At 71.4% G+C, this 20,028-nt stretch carries 12 protein-coding genes and 1 pseudogene; 4 read left to right on the top strand and 9 right to left on the bottom strand.

Annotated features, from left to right (window positions below; translation table 11 throughout):
- Position 1 precedes the first annotated feature (1 nt).
- The 3 genes from PBV52_RS38645 (at position 2) to PBV52_RS38655 (ending at position 5,261) form a co-directional block, all read left to right on the top strand.
- Positions 2-2,386 carry a xanthine dehydrogenase family protein molybdopterin-binding subunit gene (locus PBV52_RS38645; protein WP_274245116.1) on the top strand — a complete coding sequence of 795 codons (2,385 nt, stop codon included), beginning with the start codon at positions 2-4 and terminating at the stop codon, positions 2,384-2,386.
- Between the two features lie 186 nt (positions 2,387-2,572).
- Positions 2,573-4,030, top strand: coding sequence for an NCS2 family permease (locus PBV52_RS38650; RefSeq protein ID WP_274245118.1), 1,458 nt, complete (start codon positions 2,573-2,575; stop codon positions 4,028-4,030).
- 49 nt (positions 4,031-4,079) lie between these two features.
- Positions 4,080-5,261 carry an XdhC family protein gene (locus PBV52_RS38655; protein ID WP_274245119.1) on the top strand — a complete coding sequence of 394 codons (1,182 nt, stop codon included), beginning with the start codon at positions 4,080-4,082 and terminating at the stop codon, positions 5,259-5,261.
- Here PBV52_RS38655 and PBV52_RS38660 read toward each other — a convergent pair.
- The 5 genes from PBV52_RS38660 to PBV52_RS38680 all read right to left on the bottom strand — a co-directional run bounded on the left by PBV52_RS38660 (position 5,207) and on the right by PBV52_RS38680 (position 10,760).
- Entirely contained in the window at positions 5,207-6,493 is a 1,287-nt protein-coding gene (locus tag PBV52_RS38660; RefSeq protein ID WP_274245121.1) for a lanthionine synthetase LanC family protein, read from the bottom strand. The two genes, PBV52_RS38655 and PBV52_RS38660, sit on opposite strands and share 55 nt — an antisense overlap.
- Positions 6,494-6,550: 57 nt before the next feature.
- Positions 6,551-7,129, bottom strand: coding sequence for a bifunctional 2-polyprenyl-6-hydroxyphenol methylase/3-demethylubiquinol 3-O-methyltransferase UbiG (locus tag PBV52_RS38665; RefSeq protein WP_274245123.1), 579 nt, complete (start codon positions 7,127-7,129; stop codon positions 6,551-6,553).
- Entirely contained in the window at positions 7,126-7,566 is a 441-nt protein-coding gene (locus PBV52_RS38670; RefSeq protein ID WP_274245126.1) for an SRPBCC family protein, read from the bottom strand. The genes PBV52_RS38665 and PBV52_RS38670 overlap by 4 nt, the downstream gene beginning before the upstream one ends.
- A 171-nt stretch (positions 7,567-7,737) precedes the next feature.
- Positions 7,738-9,186: a family 43 glycosylhydrolase gene (locus PBV52_RS38675; protein ID WP_274245128.1), complete on the bottom strand. Its 1,449-nt coding sequence runs from the start codon at positions 9,184-9,186 to the stop codon at positions 7,738-7,740.
- A gap of 74 nt (positions 9,187-9,260) precedes the next feature.
- Entirely contained in the window at positions 9,261-10,760 is a 1,500-nt protein-coding gene (locus tag PBV52_RS38680; RefSeq protein WP_274245130.1) for a family 43 glycosylhydrolase, read from the bottom strand.
- A 238-nt stretch (positions 10,761-10,998) separates the two neighbouring features.
- Between PBV52_RS38680 and PBV52_RS38685 the strand changes: the two are divergent.
- Positions 10,999-12,905: pseudogene (locus PBV52_RS38685) on the top strand (flavin monoamine oxidase family protein).
- A 12-nt stretch (positions 12,906-12,917) separates the two neighbouring features.
- On the opposite strand, the gene PBV52_RS38690 reads toward PBV52_RS38685, so the two are convergent.
- The 4 genes from PBV52_RS38690 to PBV52_RS38705 all read right to left on the bottom strand — a co-directional run bounded on the left by PBV52_RS38690 (position 12,918) and on the right by PBV52_RS38705 (position 19,797).
- Positions 12,918-15,596 carry a SpoIIE family protein phosphatase gene (locus PBV52_RS38690; RefSeq protein ID WP_274245132.1) on the bottom strand — a complete coding sequence of 893 codons (2,679 nt, stop codon included), beginning with the start codon at positions 15,594-15,596 and terminating at the stop codon, positions 12,918-12,920.
- Between the two features lie 68 nt (positions 15,597-15,664).
- Complete coding sequence (locus tag PBV52_RS38695; protein ID WP_274245133.1) at positions 15,665-16,801, bottom strand: PP2C family protein-serine/threonine phosphatase; 1,137 nt, start codon at positions 16,799-16,801, stop codon at positions 15,665-15,667.
- A gap of 102 nt (positions 16,802-16,903) precedes the next feature.
- Positions 16,904-17,662, bottom strand: coding sequence for an IclR family transcriptional regulator (locus PBV52_RS38700; protein WP_274245134.1), 759 nt, complete (start codon positions 17,660-17,662; stop codon positions 16,904-16,906).
- Positions 17,663-17,730: 68 nt separating this feature from the next.
- Positions 17,731-19,797, bottom strand: coding sequence for a SpoIIE family protein phosphatase (locus PBV52_RS38705; protein WP_274245136.1), 2,067 nt, complete (start codon positions 19,795-19,797; stop codon positions 17,731-17,733).
- Positions 19,798-20,028: the final 231 nt, after the last annotated feature.

Consider the following 20,028-nt stretch of genomic DNA (forward strand, 5'->3'; position numbering starts at 1 on the left):
CATGCCTACCAATGGCGCTCCCACGAAGATCACCCAGGGGTCCCAGACCAAGGGCGGCATCGGTGAGTCGACGCTCCGCCCGGACGGCACCCTCAAGGTCACCGGCGAGTTCGCGTACTCGTCCGACATGTGGCACGAGGACATGCTCTGGGGCCAGATCCTGCGCTCCACCGTCGCGCACGCCGAGATCGTGTCCATCGACACGAGCGAGGCCCTCGCCATGGCGGGCGTCTACGCCGTCATGACGTACGACGACCTGCCGACCGACGTGAAGAACTACGGCCTGGAGATCCAGGACACCCCGGTCCTCGCGCACGGCAAGGTACGCCACCACGGTGAGCCGGTCGCGATCGTCGCCGCCGACCACCCGGAGACCGCGCGCCGCGCCGCCGCCAAGATCAAGGTCGAGTACCGCGAACTGCCCGTCATCACCGACGAGGCCTCCGCGACCGCCCCGGACGCGATCCTCATCCACGAGGGCCGCGACGACCACCACAGCGGCCACGTCCCGCACCCGAACATCGTGCACCGCCAGCCGATCTTCCGCGGCGACGCGGCACAGGCCGCCAAGCGGGCCGACGTGATCGTCAAGGGCGAGTACACCTTCGGCATGCAGGACCAGGCCTTCCTCGGCCCGGAGTCCGGCCTCGCCGTGCCGGACGAGGACGGCGGCGTCCACCTCTACATCGCCACCCAGTGGCTGCACTCCGACCTGCGCCAGATCGCGCCCGTCCTCGGCCTGCCCGAGAGCAAGGTCCGGATGACGCTGTCCGGCGTGGGCGGGGCCTTCGGCGGCCGCGAGGACCTGTCGATGCAGATCCACGCCTGCCTGCTGGCGCTGCGGACCGGGAAGCCCGTAAAGATCGTTTACAACCGGTTCGAGTCCTTCTTCGGGCACGTCCACCGCCACCCCGCCAAGCTCTACTACGAGCACGGCGCCACGAAGGACGGCAAGCTCACCCACGTCAAGTGCCGAATCGTGCTGGACGGCGGAGCGTACGCCTCCGCGTCCCCCGCGGTCGTCGGCAACGCCTCCTCGCTCAGCATCGGCCCGTACGTCGTCGAGGACGTCGACATCGAGGCCATCGCCCTCTACACCAACAACCCGCCCTGCGGCGCGATGCGCGGCTTCGGCGCGGTCCAGGCGTGCTTCGCCTACGAGGCGCAGATGGACAAGGTGGCCCAGCAGCTCGGCATGGACCCGATCAGGTTCCGGCAGCTGAACGCCATGGAGCAGGGGACCATCATGCCGACCGGGCAGCCGGTCGACTCCCCGGCGCCGGTCGCCGAACTCCTGCGCCGCGTCAAGGCGATGCCGCTCCCGCCGGAGCGCCAGTGGGAGAGCAGCGAGGGCGCGGACGTACGGCAGCTGCCGGGCGGTCTGTCCAACACCACGCACGGTGAAGGCGTCGTACGTGGCATCGGCTACGCGGTCGGCATCAAGAACGTCGGCTTCTCCGAGGGCTTCGACGACTACTCCACCGCCAAGGTGCGCATGGAGGTCGTCGGCGGCGAGCCCGTCGCGACCGTGCACACGGCCATGGCGGAGGTCGGCCAGGGCGGTGTCACCGTCCACGCGCAGATCGCCCGCACCGAGCTGGGCGTCGCGCAGGTGACGATCCACCCGGCGGACACGCAGGTGGGCAGCGCCGGTTCGACGTCCGCGTCGCGGCAGACGTACGTCACCGGCGGCGCCGTCAAGAACTCCTGCGAGCTGGTCCGCGAGAAGGTCCTGGAGATCGGGCGCCGCAAGTTCGGCTCCTACCACCCGGCTTGGGCGACGGCGGAGCTGTTGCTCGAGGGCGGCAAGGTCGTCACCGACGGCGGCGAAGTGCTCGCCGACCTGGTGGACGTCCTCGAAGGCGAGACCGTCGAGATCGAGGCCGAGTGGCGGCACCGTCCGACCGAGGCTTTCGACCTGCGCACCGGCCAGGGCTTCGGCCACGTCCAGTACTCCTTCGCCGCGCACCGCGCCGTCGTCGAGGTGGACACCGAGCTCGGCCTGGTGAAGGTGATCGAGCTGGCCTGCGCCCAGGACGTCGGCAAGGCGCTCAACCCGCTGTCCGTCATCGGCCAGATCCAGGGCGGTACGACCCAGGGGCTCGGCGTGGCGGTCATGGAGGAGATCATCGTCGACCCCAAGACCGCGAAGGTGCGCAACCCCTCCTTCACGGACTACCTCATCCCCACGATCCTCGACACGCCGACCATCCCCGTCGACGTGCTCGAACTCGCCGACGACCACGCCCCCTACGGGCTGCGCGGCATCGGCGAGGCCCCCACCCTGTCGTCGACCCCGGCCGTCCTCGCGGCGATCCGGAACGCGACGGGGCTGGAGCTGAACCGGACGCCGGTACGGCCGGAACACCTCACCGGCACGGCGTAAGGAAATCCCGCAAGTCCCTCCGGGCGGCGCACGGAACGTCACACACTCCGCGCCGCCCGGAGTAACCAGATCGTTCGTCTCGGGCCGTCCCCCGGGTCGTGCGGCCGAAGCACCTTCCCAAAACCCGTAGCCGCCGCCGGCGGTTCCCCATACGGGTGTCCCTATGAACCTTGGGAGTAGGCCCACATGACCCAGCAGTCACTGGAGCCGGCGACCACAGCCGAAGACGCGGGAGAAGGCACCCGCGTCCCGGCCGGCAGGTCCTGGCTCGACCGGTACTTCCACATAACCAAGAGAGAATCCACGATCGCGCGCGAGGTGCGCGGCGGCATCACCACCTTCATGGCGATGGCGTACATCCTCCTGCTCAACCCGCTGATCCTGTCCGGCAAGGACGCGGCGGGGGACACCCTCGCCCAGAAGGCCCTGATCACCGCGACCGCGTTCGCGGCGGCCTTCACCACGCTGCTGATGGGCTTCTTCGGCAAGGTGCCGCTGGCCCTCGCCGCCGGCCTCTCCGTCTCCGGCGTCCTCGCCTCGCAGGTCGCCCCGCAGATGACCTGGCCGCAGGCCATGGGCATGTGCGTGATGTACGGCGTGGTCATCATGCTGCTGGTCGTCACCGGCCTGCGCGAGATGATCATGAACGCGATCCCGCTCGCGCTGAAGCACGCGATCACCATGGGCATCGGCCTGTTCGTCGCCCTGATCGGCCTGGTGAAGGCCGGCTTCGTGCACCAGGGCGAGGCGACCCCGGTCACCCTGGGCCCGGCCGGTGAACTGGCCGGCTGGCCCGTCCTGCTCTTCGCCGTCACCCTGCTCGCGATCTTCATGCTCCAGGCGCGCGGCATCCCCGGCGCGATCCTGATCGGCATCGTCGGCGGCACCGTGCTCGCCGTCACCCTCAACGCGCTCGACGTCATCGACCCCAAGCAGTGGGCCAGCGGCGCCCCCGAACTGCACGGCAGCGCCGTCTCCATGCCGGACTTCTCGATCTTCGGCAACGTCGAGTTCGGCGGCTGGGGCGAGGTCGGCGCCATGACGGTCGGCATGATCGTGTTCACGCTCGTGCTCGCCGGGTTCTTCGACGCGATGGCGACGATCATCGGCGTCGGCACCGAGGCCAAGCTCGCCGACGACAAGGGCCGGATGCCGGGCCTGTCCAAGGCGCTGTTCATCGACGGTGCGGGCGGTGCGATCGGCGGTGTGGCCGGCGCCTCGGGTCAGACGGTGTTCGTCGAGTCGGCGACCGGCGTGGGCGAGGGTGCCCGCACGGGCCTCTCCTCGGTCGTCACCGGCCTGTTCTTCGCGGCCTGCCTCTTCTTCACCCCGCTGACGGCGATCGTGCCGGGCGAGGTCGCGGCGGCCGCTCTGGTGGTGATCGGTGCCATGATGATGATGAACGCGCGGCATGTGGACTGGGCCGACCGGGCCACCGCGATCCCGGTGTTCCTCACGGTCGTGATCATGCCGTTCACGTACTCGATCACGGCGGGTGTCGCCGCCGGTGTCATCTCGTACGTCGCGATCAAGGTCGCGCAGGGCAAGGTACGGGAGATCGGGGCGTTCATGTGGGCCCTGACAGGCATCTTCGTGGTCTATTTCGCCCTCAATCCCATTGAGAGCTGGATGGGCGTGCACTAGCCGGTGCAGTGATCCGCCCTCCACACAACCGCTTTAAGGAGACCGACAGATGCTGGACATCGCCGAAGAGCTGCACCGGTGGGTCGAGCAGGGACGTGACTTCGCCGTGGCCACCGTGGTGGCGGTCGGCGGCAGCGCACCCCGCCAGCCCGGCGCCGCGCTCGCGGTGGACGCCGACGGCACGGCGATCGGCTCGGTCTCCGGCGGATGTGTGGAGGGCGCGGTGTACGAGCTGTGCCAACAGGCGCTGCAGGACGGCGAGACGGTCCTGGAGCGCTTCGGCTACAGCGACGAGGACGCCTTCGCGGTCGGCCTGACGTGCGGGGGCGTCATCGACATCCTCGTCACGCCGGTACGGGCCGGGGACCCGGCCCGCCCGGTGCTCGCGGCCGCGCTGCGGGCGGCCGCGGCCGGGGAGGCGGCGGCGGTGGCGCGGATCGTGTCGGGGCCGCGGGAGCTGATGGGCCGGGCGCTGCTGATCCAGCCGGACGGCGGTGCCGGATACGACGCAGGCCTCGGACACGCCGGCGGCTTCGGCGCCCACCCCGAGCTGGACCGCACGGTCGCGGCGGAGGCCGGCGCGTTCCTGGACGCGGGCCGCACCGGCACCCTGGAGATCGGCGAACAGGGCTCGCGCTGCGGAGCCCCGCTCACGGTGCTGGTCGAGTCCTCGGTCCCGCCGCCCCGGATGATCGTCTTCGGCGCGATCGACTTCGCGTCGGCGCTGGTGCGGATCGGCAAGTTCCTGAACTACCACGTGACGGTGTGCGATGCCCGCCCCGTCTTCGCGACGAAGGCCCGCTTCCCGGATGCCGACGAGATCGTCGTGGAGTGGCCGCACACGTACCTGGAACGGACCTCCGTGGACGCCCGTACCGTCCTGTGCGTCCTCACCCACGACGCCAAGTTCGACGTACCGCTGCTGCAGCTGGCGCTGCGCCTGCCGGTGGCGTACGTCGGCGCGATGGGCTCCCGCCGCACCCACCTGGACCGCAATGAGCGGCTGCGCGAAGTCGGCGTCACCGAGCTGGAGTTGGCGCGGCTGCGCTCTCCCATCGGGCTGGACCTCGGCGCCCGTACGCCCGAGGAGACGGCCCTGTCGATCGCCTCGGAGATCGTCGCGGGCCGGCGTGGCGGGAGCGGGGTCTCACTGACGGGCGCGCACACGCCGATCCATCACGACGCGGCGTCCACGTCCACGCCTGCCGGGCGGATCGGCTCGGTGGCCTGAGCCCGGGGTGCCGGCTGGTCGGGCCAGGCGAAGGCGTAGGCGGGGTCACCGCCCCGGCCGATCCTGACGTAGCGCAGGAGTTCGCGGACGATCCCCGCGTTGCCCTGGGCCCAGCCGGGCTCCGGTTCGAGATCGCTCGGGGTGTTGCGGTACTCGACGTTGGACCAGCGCGCGCCGTCGGCGTCCCGGATGGAGTGGGCGGCGATGTCGGCGACGAGCACCCGGGCGAAGTCGGGGGAGTCGCCCTGCTCGGCGATCCGGTCGCAGGCCAGCGCCAGCACACCCGCCGTGCCGCAGCAGCGGGCGTTGTTGTCCCAGAAGCCGGGGCGCAGCCGGCGCGGCAGTCCGCAGTGGGTCACGGTGTGCCAGCAGCGGTCGGCCAGGGCAGCCCAGGCGGGGTCGGCGGTGAGGTCCCGCAGCAGCCGGAAGACGTGGGCGTCGCCGGCCGGTCCGTGGCACCAGCCGTAGCTGTGGCGCTCGATCAGGTCGGGGCGGCGCTGCGGATCGGAGTGCGGCGCGAGGAAACCGTCCGGACCGCCCTCGTCGCGGGCCACGACGTCCGCGACCCCGGCCTGCCCCAGCTCGACGAACTCCGTGCGGCCGGTCGCCGCGCCCACTGCGGCCAACGCGTAGGCGATCCCGAGCGTGCCGTGCGACATGTGATGCAGCCGCTCCTCCACACCCCGCCGCCACTCCCAGGTGACACCCGCCGCGGTCGCCTCCGCCGTCCGCACGTACGGCTCCAGCGCGAGTACGGCCAGATCGGCGTCGCCCGCCGTCAACGCGCCCAGCCCGATACCAGCGTTGCCGCCCATCAGCTCGAACAGGTCACCCCAGCGTGTCCCGTCGAACCGCGACCGCACGCGGTCCAGGGCCCGATCTGCCGCCAAGTCGGCGTCGGCGTATCCGAGTTCACGATGGACGGTCCGCAGCACGAGCGCGATCCCGGTGAGGCCGAAGTAGAGCGAGTCGTCCGGGTACGCGTCGACCACGTCCACGAGGGAGCGGGCCGCGCGCAGCGCCCGGTCGGCATACGCGTCGTCCCCGAAGTGCCGCCACGCCTCCAACAGCACGGGCACGACCCCGGCCGTACCGTTGTAGAACCTCGGGTCGACATCGTCGTCCGACTCCCTGACGGGCCAGCCGAGTCCCCCGCTCCCGGTCTCCCGCGCGGCCGAGAGCATCCACCGCAGCCCGTCCACCGCCAGCGCCTCGACTTCGTCCGGTGCCATGCCCGTTGCCCCCGTCTCCGCCGTGTGACCCACTCCGGCATGTTCGCTGTGCAGGGCTCAGACGCGCAGCGCGAAACACCGCACCCCGCCCGCATCGAGGTCGTACCACTCACCCCGACCCCACCCCTCCGTCACGACCGCCACGTCCTCGGCCGTCACCCCGATGTACCGCCGCTCCCGCGGGAGCCGGTCCGCGAGCGGCGTCGTCACCACCCACGTCCCGCCCGGCGCCAGCAGCCCCCGCACCCGTTCCGCGACCGCCCTCTTGTCCGCCATGAAGGCGAGGACCAGCCGCATCGTCACGAGGTCGAAGCCGGCCCGGGGCAGGCGCGTCGCGACCTCGGTGGCGTCCTCGAAGTCCAGGCGGCACACGCGCAGGCGAGGCTCCAGATCCGCGTACCGGTCACGGGTCGCCGCCACTGCCGCCTCCGCCCAGTCGACGGCGAGCGTGCTGTAGCCGAGGCCCGCGAGTGCGGCGGCGTGGGTACCGAGCCCGCAGCCGATGTCCAGGGCCCGGGCGCCGGCGCGTGGCCGCACGGCCTCGCGGAGCAGCCGCAGTTCCCGCTCCCCGACGCCCCGAAAGCCTCGTCCCCGCGCGAAGTGCTCCTCCCAGCGAGCCCGCGCGACCTGTGTCATGCCTGTCTCAGGAGCCGGTTCACCGCGCGCCCGAACACATACCGCGCCGCCCGCTCCAGTACGCCGTCGAACAGCCCCGGCAGCAGGCGCACCCGTAGCTCCTCGCGCCACAGCACCCGTGCCCGTCCGCCCGGCCCCGGCCGTACCTCGATCTCGGCCCAGCCCGTCACCACCCTGCCCCGTTTCTCCAGTCGGCACAGACCAGGGTTGCCCGCATCCGGCGGCTGCCACACCATGACCTCCATCGGGTCGTCGAAGGCGAGCGGGCCGATTCCGGAGCGGGCCACGAAACGGGAGCCCAAGCGGGTCGGCGGGGGCGTGGTGACCGTGACCCGGGTCAGCGGGACCACCTCGCCGTGCCGGGGCCACTCCGTCAGGCGGCGCCACGCCTCGTCGAGGGGGAGCGGAACCGTGCGTTCGAGGAGGATCGTGACCACGGAGCGATCTTAGGGAATCGGAGCTGGTCATCGGCGTGGTCGTATACGGGTCACGCATGTGGCCCAGCGGGACCGGGGTCGGCGGTGGGCATCGGCGGTCGCTATGTGACCGCCGATGCCCACCGCCCCCCCGTGCCGGCTGCGCCTCACCTGGTGAGACGCCTCACCGCCTCACTGGGCGTAGAACGTGGCGTCCGCCCGGTCCGTCGCCGTGCTGAGTGCCTGCACCTGCAGCAGGTACTCGTAGTGCCTGATGTAGCGCCCGGCGTAGTTGTACGACTCGTAGGAGACCCCGGCGGAGTCGGCGAGCCCGGCCCGCTTGTAGAAGCTGGCGTCGGACGCGAACGACGCCGTGCCGTCGTTCTTCTCCACCCACACCTCGAAGTTCTTGTGCCGCAGGTAGTAGCCGGGGAAGTTGGCCGACTCCAGCGAGACCGTCCCGCTGCCGGCCAGGCCGGTCACGACGCGGAACTGGGAGTCCGCGAGCGGGGAGACGTTGGCCTCGATCTTGGCGCGGTACTCCCAGTGCCGGATGAACCGGTCCGCGAAGTTGTACGACGAGAAGCGCTGCGGCGTGACTCCGTCGGCCACCGGGATGCCGAAGTCGGGGGTGCCGTCGGCCTTCCAGTACACCTTCTGCACGCGGGTGCGGCGGTTGGGGTCGTTGAGCGGGTCGCCGGTGATGTTCTTGTAGCTGCGGTCGTGGTAGACGAGGATGTCGGACTTGCCGTCCTCGGAGACGGTGAAGGAGTTGTGGCCCGGGCCGTACTGCGAGGTCGCGTCGCTGGACTTGAAGACCGGCTGCGTACCCTTCGTCCAGGACGCCGGGTTGGTCAGATCGGCGCTCGCCGACGCGGTCAGCATGCCCAGGCAGTAGTTGGCGTCGGTCGCGCTCGCCGAGTAGGTCATGAAGACCTTGCCGCCGTGCTGGATCACCGCCGGGCCCTCGTTGACCTTGTAGCCGACCGTCTCCCAGGACAGTGTGGGCTGCGAGATCTCCGCCGGGGTACCGGTGATCGTCCAGGGGTTGGCCATCTTGGCGATGAACAGGCTGGTGTTGTTGTTCTCGGACGGGTTGCGCTGGGCCCAGGACAGGTAGCGGACACCGTTCACGACGAAGGTCGTGGCGTCGAGCGAGAAGCTCTCCCACGTCGTCTTGATCTGCCCCTTCTCCGCCCAGGTGGCGGTCAGCGGGTTGGCGCCCGTGCCCTCCAGGACGTACATCCGGATCGCCCACACGTCACTGGTGGAGCCGGCGGCGAAGTACACGTACCACTTGCCGTCGATGAAGTGGATCTCCGGCGCCCAGATGTGCGCGCCCATCACGCCGCTGGCGTGCTTGGTCCAGATCGTGGTCTCGGGCGCGGTCGACAGACCCTGGATGGTGGTCGCCCGGCGCAGCACGATGCGGTCGTACTCGGGGACGGTCGCGGTGAAGTAGTAGTAGCCGTCGGTGTGTTTGAAGATGTGCGGGTCGGCCCGCTTCTCCGCGATCGGGTTGGTGTAGGTCACGGCGGGGGAGTCGGGGACGGCGGCCTGGGCGGCGGGGGCCGGCCCGGTGAGGCAGGCCGCCAGGGCGACGAGGACGGCCATGAGCAGCCGTACGGCTATGCGTCTCAAGGGAGTTCTCCGGATCAGAGAGGTGATCAGAGGGGGATCAGTGGGGGATCAGTGGGGGATCAGCGGGGGGGTGATCAGGTGGTGGGGACGAGCTTCCACTGCTGGCAGTTGTTGTTCAGCCACGCCCACTGCCGTACGTCGGCGCCGTTCGCGGTGGAGCAGTCGGCGACGTCGGCGACCTTGCCGGTGGACTCGTTGACGATCCGCACGTAGTCGCCGCTCGCGGTGAAGACGAGGCGGTAGCGCTGGCACTTGTTGTTCAGCCAGGACCACTGCCGGATGTCGGCGCCGTCGGAGGCGGAGCACTCGGCGGTGTCCATCACCTTGCCGGTGGCGACGTTGACCAGCCGGTTGGTGTCGTCACCGAGGTCCTCCAGCTTCCACTTCTGGTTGGCGCCGCCGGTGCAGCTCCACTGGAAGATGTTGGTGCCGTCGGCCGTGTTGCCGCCGTTCACGTCGAGGCACTTGCCGCTGTTGCGGTTGACGAGGGTGTACGACGTCGGCGTCGCCGCCGTCTCGCCGGACGGGCCGGGGAGCGTGGTGCCGAGGGCGACGGGGGTGCCGAAGTTGGGGGTGCCGTCGGCGTTCCAGGTGAACTCCTGGGCGCGGGTGGTGCGTCCGTTGCCGCAGCCGCCGTTGGACGCGGAGTTGGCGTGGTAGACGATCCAGTTCTCGGTGCCGTCGGGCGAGGTGAAGAAGCCGTTGTGACCGGGGCCGTAGACGCTGTTGGCATCACTGCGCTGGAAGACGGGGGTCTGCTTCTTCGTCCAGGACGCCGGGTTCAGCGGGTCGGAGCCGGTCAGCTCCAGCTGGCCGAGCTTGTAGTCGGCGGTCTGGCAGGAGCTCGCGGAGTACGTCAGGAAGGTGCGGCCGTTGTGGTAGAGCGGCTCGGGGCCCTCGTTGACGGGGTTGCCGGAGCGCTCCCAGTCCAGGGTCGGGCTGGAGATGATGGTGAAGGTGTTGCTTGCGAGGGTGTAGGGATTGCTCAGCGGCGCGATGACCAGGCTCTGCGTGCTGCCGTTGATGAACCCGCTGCCCATCAGGTACAGCTTGTTGTTGGCCTGCAGCACACTCGCGTCGATCAGCCAGCCGCCCGGGGTGAGATTGGAGCCGGTGAGCGAACCCTTGTAGGTGTACGGCCCCATGGGATCGGTGCCGGCGCTCTCCAGGACATGGGTCCGCTGCGAGTCACAGCAGGCGACACCGCTCTGCCCGGCCGAGTAGTAGACGTACCAGTGGCCGTTGAACAGGTGCATCTCCGGCGCCCAGAAGTTGGTGTTGCGCGTCGACGTGGTGTCCGCGTAGACCTGCACGTTGGGCGCGGTGGCGAGGCCCGCAAGAGTCGGCGACTTGCGGATGCCGAGGATGCCGGTGAACGTCGTGGTGATCAGGTAGTAGTTGCCGTCGTGGTACTGCAGCCAGGGGTCGGCGCCCTTGAACGACTTCAGCGGGTTGGTATACGGGCGGCCGTCCGCCGCGGACGCCGGCTGTGTGGTCGCCACCAGGGCAAGGAGGGCCGCGAGTACGCAGAGGATCAGCGATCTGCGGCGCTTCCTGAGCGGCGGGTGAGACATCCGGGGCATACGAGACCGTCCCTGTTCGTAATTTCGAACGGAGTTCGTGATTCCGATCGTGATGGGGACAGCAACATAAAAGTGGGCCATCCTCGCGTCAACGGTTTCGTCACACGCGCTTTGCAAACCCGCGTGCGGACGCACACCCGGCGCAGGTGCGTGATGATGCGCTTGCCCGTTCAGGTGATGAACTGGCCGATGGGCGCCGCACTCTCAACTTCCCCCGTATCCCGGGCACATGGACAGCCACCGTGCCCCTGTCGGTCCGACCTCCCTCTCCCGGCGGCAGTTCACGACAGCCTCCGCCACCACAGCCGCGCTGGCCGCGTTGACTCCCGCGTCGGCGGCCGCTGCCGCCGCACCCGCCGTCCCCCGACGGGCCCCGCAGCGAGCACGCTCCACCGCCGACTGGGACACGTGCCTGACGGTCGCCCGCGCCCTGCTGGTGGTCGACGAGCACGACCAGCCGCTCGTACCGACGTACCGGAAGATCCTCGACTCCGGGCTGCCGTGTGCGAAGACGAAGACCGCGAAGAGAATCCTCGTCGTCGGCGCCGGTCCCGCCGGTCTGCTCGCCGCCTGGCTGCTGAAGCGGGCCGGGCACCATGTCACGCTCGTCGAGGCCAACGGCAATCGCGTCGGCGGCCGGATCAAGACCTTCCGTACCGGCGGGCACGAGCAGGCGGCGCAGGCCTTCGCCGACCCGGCGCAGTGCGCGGAGGCGGGCGCCATGCGCATCCCCGGCAGCCATCCGCTGGTGATGAGCCTGATCGACCAACTCGGCGTCAAACGCCGCCGGTTCCACCTCGTCGACGTCGACGGCGACGGCAAACCCGTCAACAACGCCTGGCTCCACGTCAACGGCGTCCGCGTGCGCCGCTCCGAGTACGCGAAGGCGCCCCGCAGGATCAACGAGTCCTTCGGCGTCCCCCGCGAGTACCGGGACACCCCCTCCTCGACCATCCTGCGCCCGCCGGCTTCGACGAGCGGACCATCGACCTGATCGGCACTCTGGAGAACCTCACCTCACGGCTGCCGCTGTCGTTCATCCACAGCTTCATCAGCCAGTCCCTGATCAGCCCCGACACCGAGTTCTGGGAGCTGGTGGGCGGCACCGCGACCCTGCCGGACGCGCTGCTGAAGCAGGTCGCCGACGTCCTGCGCCTCGACCGGCGCGCGACGCACATCGAGTACTGGGCCCCCGGCCGGCCCGGCGCCGACGACACCTCCCACGTCGACGCCAAGGGCCCGCACGTCTGGATCGAGACCGTCTCCGAGGGCCGCGACGGAATGGTCGTGCGCGAGCAGTTCACCGGTGACCTCGCGATCGTCACCGTGCCGTTCTCGGGGCTCAGGCAGGTGCAGGTCAGCCCGCTGATGTCGGACAAGAAGCGGCGCGCGGTCGCCGAGCTGCACTACGACAGCGCGACCAAGGTGCTGCTCGAATTCGGCCTGCGCTGGTGGGAGTTCACCGAGGCCGACTGGAAGCGGGAGCTCGACGCCGTACGGCCCGGGCTCTACGACGACTACCGCAAGGGCAAGGCGCCCGCCGACGGCAGCCTCCTCGGCAGCCATCCCTCCGTCCCCGAAGGCCACATCAGCGACGCCCAGCGCGCCCTCCCCCACGCTCGAACCGGCTTCGCTCGGCTCGCGCGGGGCACCCCCATCGCCGCCAACCGCTGGGCCACCCGCGACCAGCCCGAGGCGGCGCACATCATCGGCGGCGGGTCCGTCTCCGACAACTCCAACCGCTTCATGATCAACCCCTCCCACCCGATCGACGGCAGCAAGGGCGGCGTCGTCCTCGCCTCCTACAGCTGGGCCGACGACGCCTCCCGCTGGGACTCCCTCGACGAGGACGCCCGCTACCCGCACGCGCTGCGGGGACTGCAACAGGTCTACGGCCAGCGCGTCGAGGTCTTCAACACGGGGGCCGGGCGGACCCAGAGCTGGTTGCGCGATCCGTACGCGTACGGGGAGGCGTCCGTCCTCCTTCCCGGTCAGCACGCCGAGCTCCTCGCCGCCATCCGCGCGTCCGAGGGCCCGCTGTACTTCGCCGGGGACCACACCTCGGTCAAGCCGTCGTGGATCGAGGGCGCCCTTGAATCGGGGGTGCGGGCGGCACTGGAGGCGCACGGGGGCTGACCCGCCGCGGGGTCAGGCAGGGCCGTCGGCGAGGGGCTGCTCCGTCCAGATCACCTTGCCGTCCGCGGTGTACCGCGTGCCCCACCGCTCGGCGAACTGCGCCACCAGGAACAGGCCCCGTCCACCCTCGTCCGTCGTGGCCGCGCTGCGCAGATGCGGGGCGGTGCTGCTGCCGTCGGCGACCTCGCAGATCAGGGCGCGGTCGCGGATCAGGCGGACGTGGATGGGGCCGGTGGCGTGGCGGAGGGCGTTCGTGACCAGCTCGCTGAGGATCAGCTCGGTCGTGAACGCCTCCTCCGCCAGCCCCCACTCGTCCAGCGTCCTGGTGGCCGCCGCCCGGACCCGGGCCACGGCCGCGGGGTCGTCCGGGACGTCCCAGGACGCCGTGCGGTCGGCGGGGAGCATCCGCGTCCGCGCGACGACGAGGGCGACGTCGTCGCGCGGCCGCTCGGGCAGCAGGGTCTCCAGTACCGCCTTGCACGTCTCCTCCGGCGTCCGGCCGTGTGTCGGCGGCGCCGCGGCGAGCGCCCCGCGCAGCAGCTCCAGCCCCTCGTCGATGTCCCGCCGCTGGTCCTCGACCAGCCCGTCCGTGTACAGCACGAGACCGCTGCCCTCGGACAGGTGCAGCTCGGTCGCCTCGAAGGGCAGGCTGCCGCCCAGGCCCAGCGGGGGCCCGCCGGGGACGGCGGGGAACTCGACGCGGCCGTCGGGGTGGACGAGGGCCGGTTCGAGGTGGCCGGCGCGGGAGAGGGCGCACAGCCCGGAGGTCGGGTCGTACACGGCGTACAGGCAGGTGGCCCCGGTGACCGGCGCGGCCTCGCCGTCGCCCTCGTCCTGGTCGATGCGGACCACCAGCTCGTCCAGATGGCCGAGGAGTTCGTCGGGCGGCAGGTCCAGGGTGGAGAAGTTGTGGACCGCCGTACGGAGCCGTCCCATCGTGGCCGCCGCGTGCAGCCCGTGCCCGACGACGTCCCCGACGACCAGCGCCACCCTCGCGCCCGGCAGCGGGATGACGTCGAACCAGTCCCCGCCGACCCCGCCCTGCGCCGCGTGCGCGGGCAGATAGCGGTAGGCGACGTCGAGGCCGCTCTGGGCGGGCAGGGCCCGGGGCAGCAGGCTGCGCTGGAGCGTGACCGACAGGGTGTGCTCGCGGGTGTAGCGGCGGGCGTTGTCGATGCTGACGGCGGCCCGGGCCACCAGCTCCTCGGCCATCGAGACGTCGTCCTGCTCGAAGGGCTCGGGCCGGTCGGCGCGCCAGAAGGTGGCCATGCCCATGATGACGCCGCGGGCGCGCAACGGGACCGTGAGCATCGCGTGGATCCCGAAATCCACGAGCCTGCGGGCGTTGTCGGGATCCTGCTCCTGCCAGCCGGAGAAGGCGGGCATGTCCGCCTCCAGCACGGTCTGGCCGGTGCCGAAGCCGAAGGCCTGCGGGGTGGCCGGGGCGAAGTGGATCAGCTTCCCGATCGGATAGAGCGGGCTGCCCTCCCGCACACCCCGGAACGCGACCCGGCGCATGTCCGTGCGGCCCAGCTTCGGCTCCCCGCCGCGCAGCACCGGATCCGCCAGGTCGATGCTGACGAAGTCGGCGAACCGCGGCACCGCGAAGTCGGCCAGCTCCTGCGAGGTGCGCGTGACATCGAGGGTGGTGCCGATCTCCAGCCCCGCGTCGTACAGCAGCTTCAGCCGCTCCTGCGCCACGTCCGCCCTGCCGGTCATCGTCCGCAGCTCGGTGGTGTCCCGCAGCGTGGCCACGCTGCCGGGCGGCCCGCCGGCCCGGTCGGTCGAGCGCTGGCTGACGGCCAGCAGCCGGCCCCGCGCCAGGTGCACCTCGTCGGTGGCGTCCCGCCCGGAGGCGAACAGTGCGGCCAGGTCGCTTCCGATGCCGAGGTCGAGGCAGAGCCGCCCTTCCGCGTCGGCGGCCAGCCCGAGCAGTCGGCGCGCCTCGTCGTTCGCCAGCGCCAGCCGCCGCCGCCCGTCCAGGATCAGCACCCCCTCCCGTACGGAGTGCAGAACGGCGTCGTGATGCTCGTACATCCGCGTCATCTCGGCGGGCCCCAGCCCGTGCGTCTGCCGCAGCAGCCGCCGGCTGACCAGCGCGGTCCCGCCGGTGGCGAGGGCGAACGCGGCCGCCGCCGAGCCGAGCAGCACCGGCAGCTGGTGATCCACGACCCCGCCCACGCTGGCCAGCGTCACCCCGGCGGCCACCAGACCGACGACCTCGCCGTCGCCGTCGGTCACGGGGACCACGGCCCGCACGGACGGCCCCAGGGTTCCGGTGTACGTCTCCCGTACGACCCCGCCCGCCGCGGCCGGTGCGATGGTGCCGACGAAGTGCTTGCCGATCCGGTCGGGGTTGGGATGCGTGTAGCGGATCCCGTCCCTGGTCATCACGACGATGAAGTCCACGCCGGTCGCCTCGCGCGCCGCCTCGGCACGCGGCTGGAGCAGCGTGGTCGGATCCGGATCGGCCAGGGCCTCGACGACGCCCGGCGCGTTCGCGAAGGACTCGGCGACGGCGAGGGACCTGTTGCGGGCCTCCCGCTCGGTGTCGTTGCGGACCTGCAGCACCAGGGCCGCCACCGCGGCGGCGACGAGGAGCAGCACGATCGCCGCCTGCAGCACGAAGACCTGCCGGGCGACGGTGCGCGCGCTCAACAGGGAGCGCAGGCGGCCGAGGATTCCGGCCATGCCTCTTTTCTAGCACCGTTCGGTGGGGCGGGCACGGTGCCGGTGCGCTCCGCGGGAATGGCCGGGCGCTACGGCGAGCACGAGCCGATGCGCCCGGCGTCGGACGCTGCCGGGGCCGCGGGCGGCTCGGGGGCGACCGGGATGCGGAGCAGCAGCAGGGCCGCGTCGTCGTGCAGTCGGCCGCCCACGTGGGCCAGCAGTTCGTCGTGGAGTGCGGTGACCGTGCGGGCCGGCTCCTCGGACGCGTGCCGCGCCAGCCCCTCGGCGAGCGGGTAGAACTCACGGCCGTGGTTGCGGGCCTCGGTGACGCCGTCGGTGTAGAGCAGCAGCTGGTCCCCGTCGGTGAAGGGCAGCACCTGCAGAGCGGGGGTCTCGCCGGAGAGGGTGCGCAGCCCGAGGGGCGGTGCCGGAAGGTCCGGCTCGACCGGCACGACGACGGACTCGCGCACCAGCAGCGGCGGCGCGTGACCGCAGTTGACCACTTCCAGCTGGCCCGCCCGCGGGTACCCGGCGACCACGGCGGTGACGAAGTCGTCGCTGCCCAGGTTGCGGGCCAGGCTCCGCTCGATCCGCGCGACGACGGCGAGGAGATCGGGCTCGTCGTAGGCGGCCTCGCGGAAGACACCGAGCACCAGAGCGGCCGTCCCCACGGCCGGCAGTCCCTTGCCGCGCACATCGCCGACGATCAGCCTGACGCCGTAGGGCGTGGACACGAGCGCGTAGAGGTCACCGCCGATCCGGGCCTCCGCCGCGGCCGCGCTGTAGCGGACGGCCACCTGGAACGGCCCCACCGTCGCCGGTACGGGCTGCAGCAGCGCGTGCTGAGCGGCCTCGGCGACGGAGCGGACGGCCGCCAGCACCCGCTCGCGCCGCCCGCGCAGCGCGCTGGCCAGGACACTCGCCAGGGTGACGGCCAGCAGGGCGGCCAGCACGACCGCCAGCTCGCGGCCCTGTCCGCCGTCCCGGATCCCGAGGGTCGCGCCCAGGGCGGCGGCGAGCAGTCCCACGCACAGGACCCCGCGCGGCCCGTTCGTGGTCGCGGCGAGCGCGGGACCCACGGCGAGCAGCGGCACCGAGGTCATCCCCGACCCGCAGATGAGGTCGACGACCACGATGGCGAAGACGATCAGGATCGGCAGTACGGGTGTAGCGGCGACCAGTCGCCTCGGCATGTGGTCACGACCGTGGTGCGGGGCCTTGCTCATGTCTTGTCGGCTGTCCTCACCTGTGCGCGCGGGCATGCGCCCATGAAATGTCCGTTTCGTCTAGGAAATAGGTTCGACGAGGGTGGGACAAGGACAGCATTTTCAGATAGTGAGCGAGAGGCCTCTCGTCACGCGGCTCGCGGCCGGGAGCAGCCGCGCCGTGATCTCCTCCAGCCGGGAGCGCCGGTCGGCCCGCAGCGAGACACCGAGCGAGCCGAGGGTGTTCCCGCTGTACACCGGCACCGCGACACAGACCGTGCCGAGGGCGTACTCCTCCAGGTCCGTGACGGCCGGGGCCATCGGCGAGGAGTCGAGCCGCCGGAGCAGTTCCGGTGTGTCGGTGATCGTCCTGGGGGTGAGGTCGGCGAGCGCATGCCGGGACAGGTAGTCCTTGCGCGCCTCGTCGTCCAGCTCGCGCAGGACGGACTTGCCCAGCGCCGTGGCGTGTCCGGCGTCCTCGAACCCCACCCACAGGTCGACGCGGGGAGTGCGGGGACCGTCGACGATCTCGGCGACCCGGATCTCCCCCTCCTCGTAGAAGGTGAGGTAGGCGGCGGTCGACAGTTCGTCCCGCAGCGCGGCGAGCGTGGGGCGGATCCGGCTGAGCAGCGCCTGCGCCCGGCCCGTCGTGTGCAGCATCTGGAGCCGTTCGCCCAGGATGAACCCGCCGTCGTCGAGCTTGCGGACGTACCCGTCGTGGACCAGCGTCCGCAGCAGGTGGTACGCGGTGGCCAGGGGCAGGCCCGTCTCGCGTGCCAGCTGCTTCGCCGGCGCGCCGTTCTCGTGCGCGCTGACTGCCTCCAGCAGGCGGAAGGCCCGCTGGACAGAGCTGATCAGCGTCGGGCCGTCACGAGCACCCATACCAACAGCGTGCGCCGGGCGTGCCGCGCGGGCAAGGCGGACGTGAGCGACGGAGCGGGCTGCCGGGTCTACAGCACCCGCGCGACGAGAAGGGCGACGTCGTCGTGGTCGTCGGGATGGCGCAGGCCGTACAGCAGCAGGTCGCAGGTCTCCTCAAGGGGACGGAGAGGTTCGTCGAGGAAGCCGAGCAGGACGTCAAGGCGCTCGTCGATGGGGTGGAGCCGGGTCTCGACGAGGCCGTCGGTGTACAGGACCAGCAGATCGCCGGGGCCGAGGCCGACCGTGGTGGTCCCGAAGGGGATGCCGCCGACGCCGAGCGGGGCGCCCGTGGGCAGTTCGAGCAGTTCGGGGGCGCACCCGGGGCGGGCCAGCGCGGGCGGCATGTGTCCCGCGTTGGCGATACGGCACTGCCTCGTGCGGGGGTCGTACACCGCGTAGAGGCAGGTGACGATGTAGTGCTCCAGATCGCAGGTGATCTTGTCCAGGTGCTGGAGCACGGCGCCGGGATCGAGGTCGAGGTCCGCGTAGGCGCAGGTGGCGGTGCGCAGCCGGCCCATGGTGGCGGCGGCGTCGATGCCGTTGCCCATGACGTCGCCGACGACCAGGGCGGTCTTGTCGTCGGTCAGCGGGATGACGTCGTACCAGTCGCCGCCGACCTCGCTGGTGGCCTGGGCGGGCTGGTAGCGGGAGGCGAGCTCCAGGCCGGTCTGGTGCGGCGCATGGTCGGGCAGCAGGCTGCGCTGGAGGGTGAGGGCGGTGTTGCGCACGCTCTGGAACCAGCGGGCGTTGTCGATGGCCACGGCGGCCCGGCTGGCCAGCTCACCGGCGAGGACGACGTCGTCCTGGTCGAACGGCACCGGATTGCGGGTGCGCTTGAGGTCGAGGGCGCCCAGCACCTCGCCGTGCGCGATCAACGGCACGGCGAGATAGGAGTGGACGCCGGCGCGGGCCAGCAGGGAGGTGGCCTCGTCGTCCCGGGCGATGCGCCGCAGGTCGTGCTCGCCGACATGGCGCACCAGCACCGGCCGGGCGGTGTGGACGCACAGGGTGACGAGGCGGTCTCCGTCGTAGGCGGCGAGATCACCGGGCGGGTCGGCGGCACGCAGGGCCACGCTGGGGTAGGACGCTTTCAGGGCGAGGGCGCGGAAGAGCTCGGGGCCGTTGTCCGGTTTGCGCATCCGGCGGCAGGCCAGGGCCGAGTCCAGGACGTCCACGGCGACCACGTCGGCCAGCTCGGGCGCGGCGATGTCGGCCAGCTCGCGGGCGGTCTGTTCGACCTCCAGCGTGGTGCCGACCCGGGTGGAGGCGTCGGCGACCAGGGCCAGGCGCCGCCGGGCCCGGTCGGCCTCGGCGGCCGCACGGTGCCGCTCGGTGACGTCGACGAACGAGATGGCCGCGCCCAGGACCCGCCCGCTGGAGTCGTCCAGCCGGTAGAAGGACAGGGACCAGGCGTGCTCGTGGTCGGGGTCGGCCGGTGGTCGGCCCACGTGGTACTGGTCGAGCAGCGGGGTGCCCGTGGTGAGCACCTGACGCAGGGCGGACTCGATGGTGTCGATGTCGGGCAGGGGCAGGGTCTCCCGCAGCCGACGGCCGACGTGGTCCTCGGCCGGTGTGGCGTCGATGCGCTCCAGTGCCGGGTTGACCAGCAGATAGTGCAGGTCGGGGTCGAGGAGGGCGATCCCGATCGGGGACTGGTTGATCAGCCGCTCGCACAGCGCCAGGTCGGTCTCCACGCGCTGGAGCAGCGAGTGGTCGGCCGCGATGCCCAGGGCGTACACGTCCCCGAGATCGTCCAGCAGCCGCATGTTGCGGAACTCCGTCAGGACGGTGCTGCCGTCCTTGTGCCGCACGGGGAAGGCGCCCGCCCAGCTCCGGCCGGTCTCCAGCACCTCGGCGAACAGCTTCGCGACGGCCGGCAGGTGCTCGGGGTGGATGAACAGCCGCGCCGCGTATGTGCCGAGAGCCTCCTCGGAGGTGTAGCCGAAGAGGTCCTCGGCCTGCGGGGTCCAGAACACGATGCGGCCGTCGGCGTCGACGACCACCGCGGCCACGCTCAGGACATCCAGCAGGCCGGTCGGCCGGGGCGGCTCGCGCTCGTACCCGCCACCGTCGGACTCGAAGGATTCGGCTCTCATCCCAGCTCCTGCGCCACCGGCCGGCAGAGACTGCCGGCCTCCGTCACAGCCGGGTACCACGGCTGAGACGACCGGCACCTCCATGCTCCCTCCACCCCGCCGCCTTGCCCAGCCCGGGCCGGCCTGGCGAGCTCTCGTGCACGGGCCGGGTGCCGCCCGGCCCGTGCACATCGGGCGGACAAGCAGGAACATGGTCGTGTGAGGACGGGACCCATGGACGCTGCGTGAGGA

Origin of the sequence: Streptomyces sp. T12 (genome assembly GCF_028736035.1) — a bacterium.
Lineage (GTDB): Bacteria > Actinomycetota > Actinomycetes > Streptomycetales > Streptomycetaceae > Streptomyces.

What these genes read in the sequence shown, in the direction of transcription:
- PBV52_RS38645 (WP_274245116.1), top strand. Translation starts at nt 2, where the DNA reads ATGCCTACCAATGGCGCTCCCACGAAGATCACCCAGGGGTCCCAGACC.
- PBV52_RS38650 (WP_274245118.1), top strand. Translation starts at nt 2,573, where the DNA reads ATGACCCAGCAGTCACTGGAGCCGGCGACCACAGCCGAAGACGCGGGA.
- PBV52_RS38655 (WP_274245119.1), top strand. Translation starts at nt 4,080, where the DNA reads ATGCTGGACATCGCCGAAGAGCTGCACCGGTGGGTCGAGCAGGGACGT.
- PBV52_RS38660 (WP_274245121.1), bottom strand. Translation starts at nt 6,493, where the DNA reads ATGGCACCGGACGAAGTCGAGGCGCTGGCGGTGGACGGGCTGCGGTGG.
- PBV52_RS38665 (WP_274245123.1), bottom strand. Translation starts at nt 7,129, where the DNA reads ATGACACAGGTCGCGCGGGCTCGCTGGGAGGAGCACTTCGCGCGGGGA.
- PBV52_RS38680 (WP_274245130.1), bottom strand. Translation starts at nt 10,760, where the DNA reads ATGTCTCACCCGCCGCTCAGGAAGCGCCGCAGATCGCTGATCCTCTGC.
- PBV52_RS38690 (WP_274245132.1), bottom strand. Translation starts at nt 15,596, where the DNA reads ATGGCCGGAATCCTCGGCCGCCTGCGCTCCCTGTTGAGCGCGCGCACC.
- PBV52_RS38695 (WP_274245133.1), bottom strand. Translation starts at nt 16,801, where the DNA reads ATGAGCAAGGCCCCGCACCACGGTCGTGACCACATGCCGAGGCGACTG.
- PBV52_RS38700 (WP_274245134.1), bottom strand. Translation starts at nt 17,662, where the DNA reads ATGGGTGCTCGTGACGGCCCGACGCTGATCAGCTCTGTCCAGCGGGCC.
- PBV52_RS38705 (WP_274245136.1), bottom strand. Translation starts at nt 19,797, where the DNA reads ATGAGAGCCGAATCCTTCGAGTCCGACGGTGGCGGGTACGAGCGCGAG.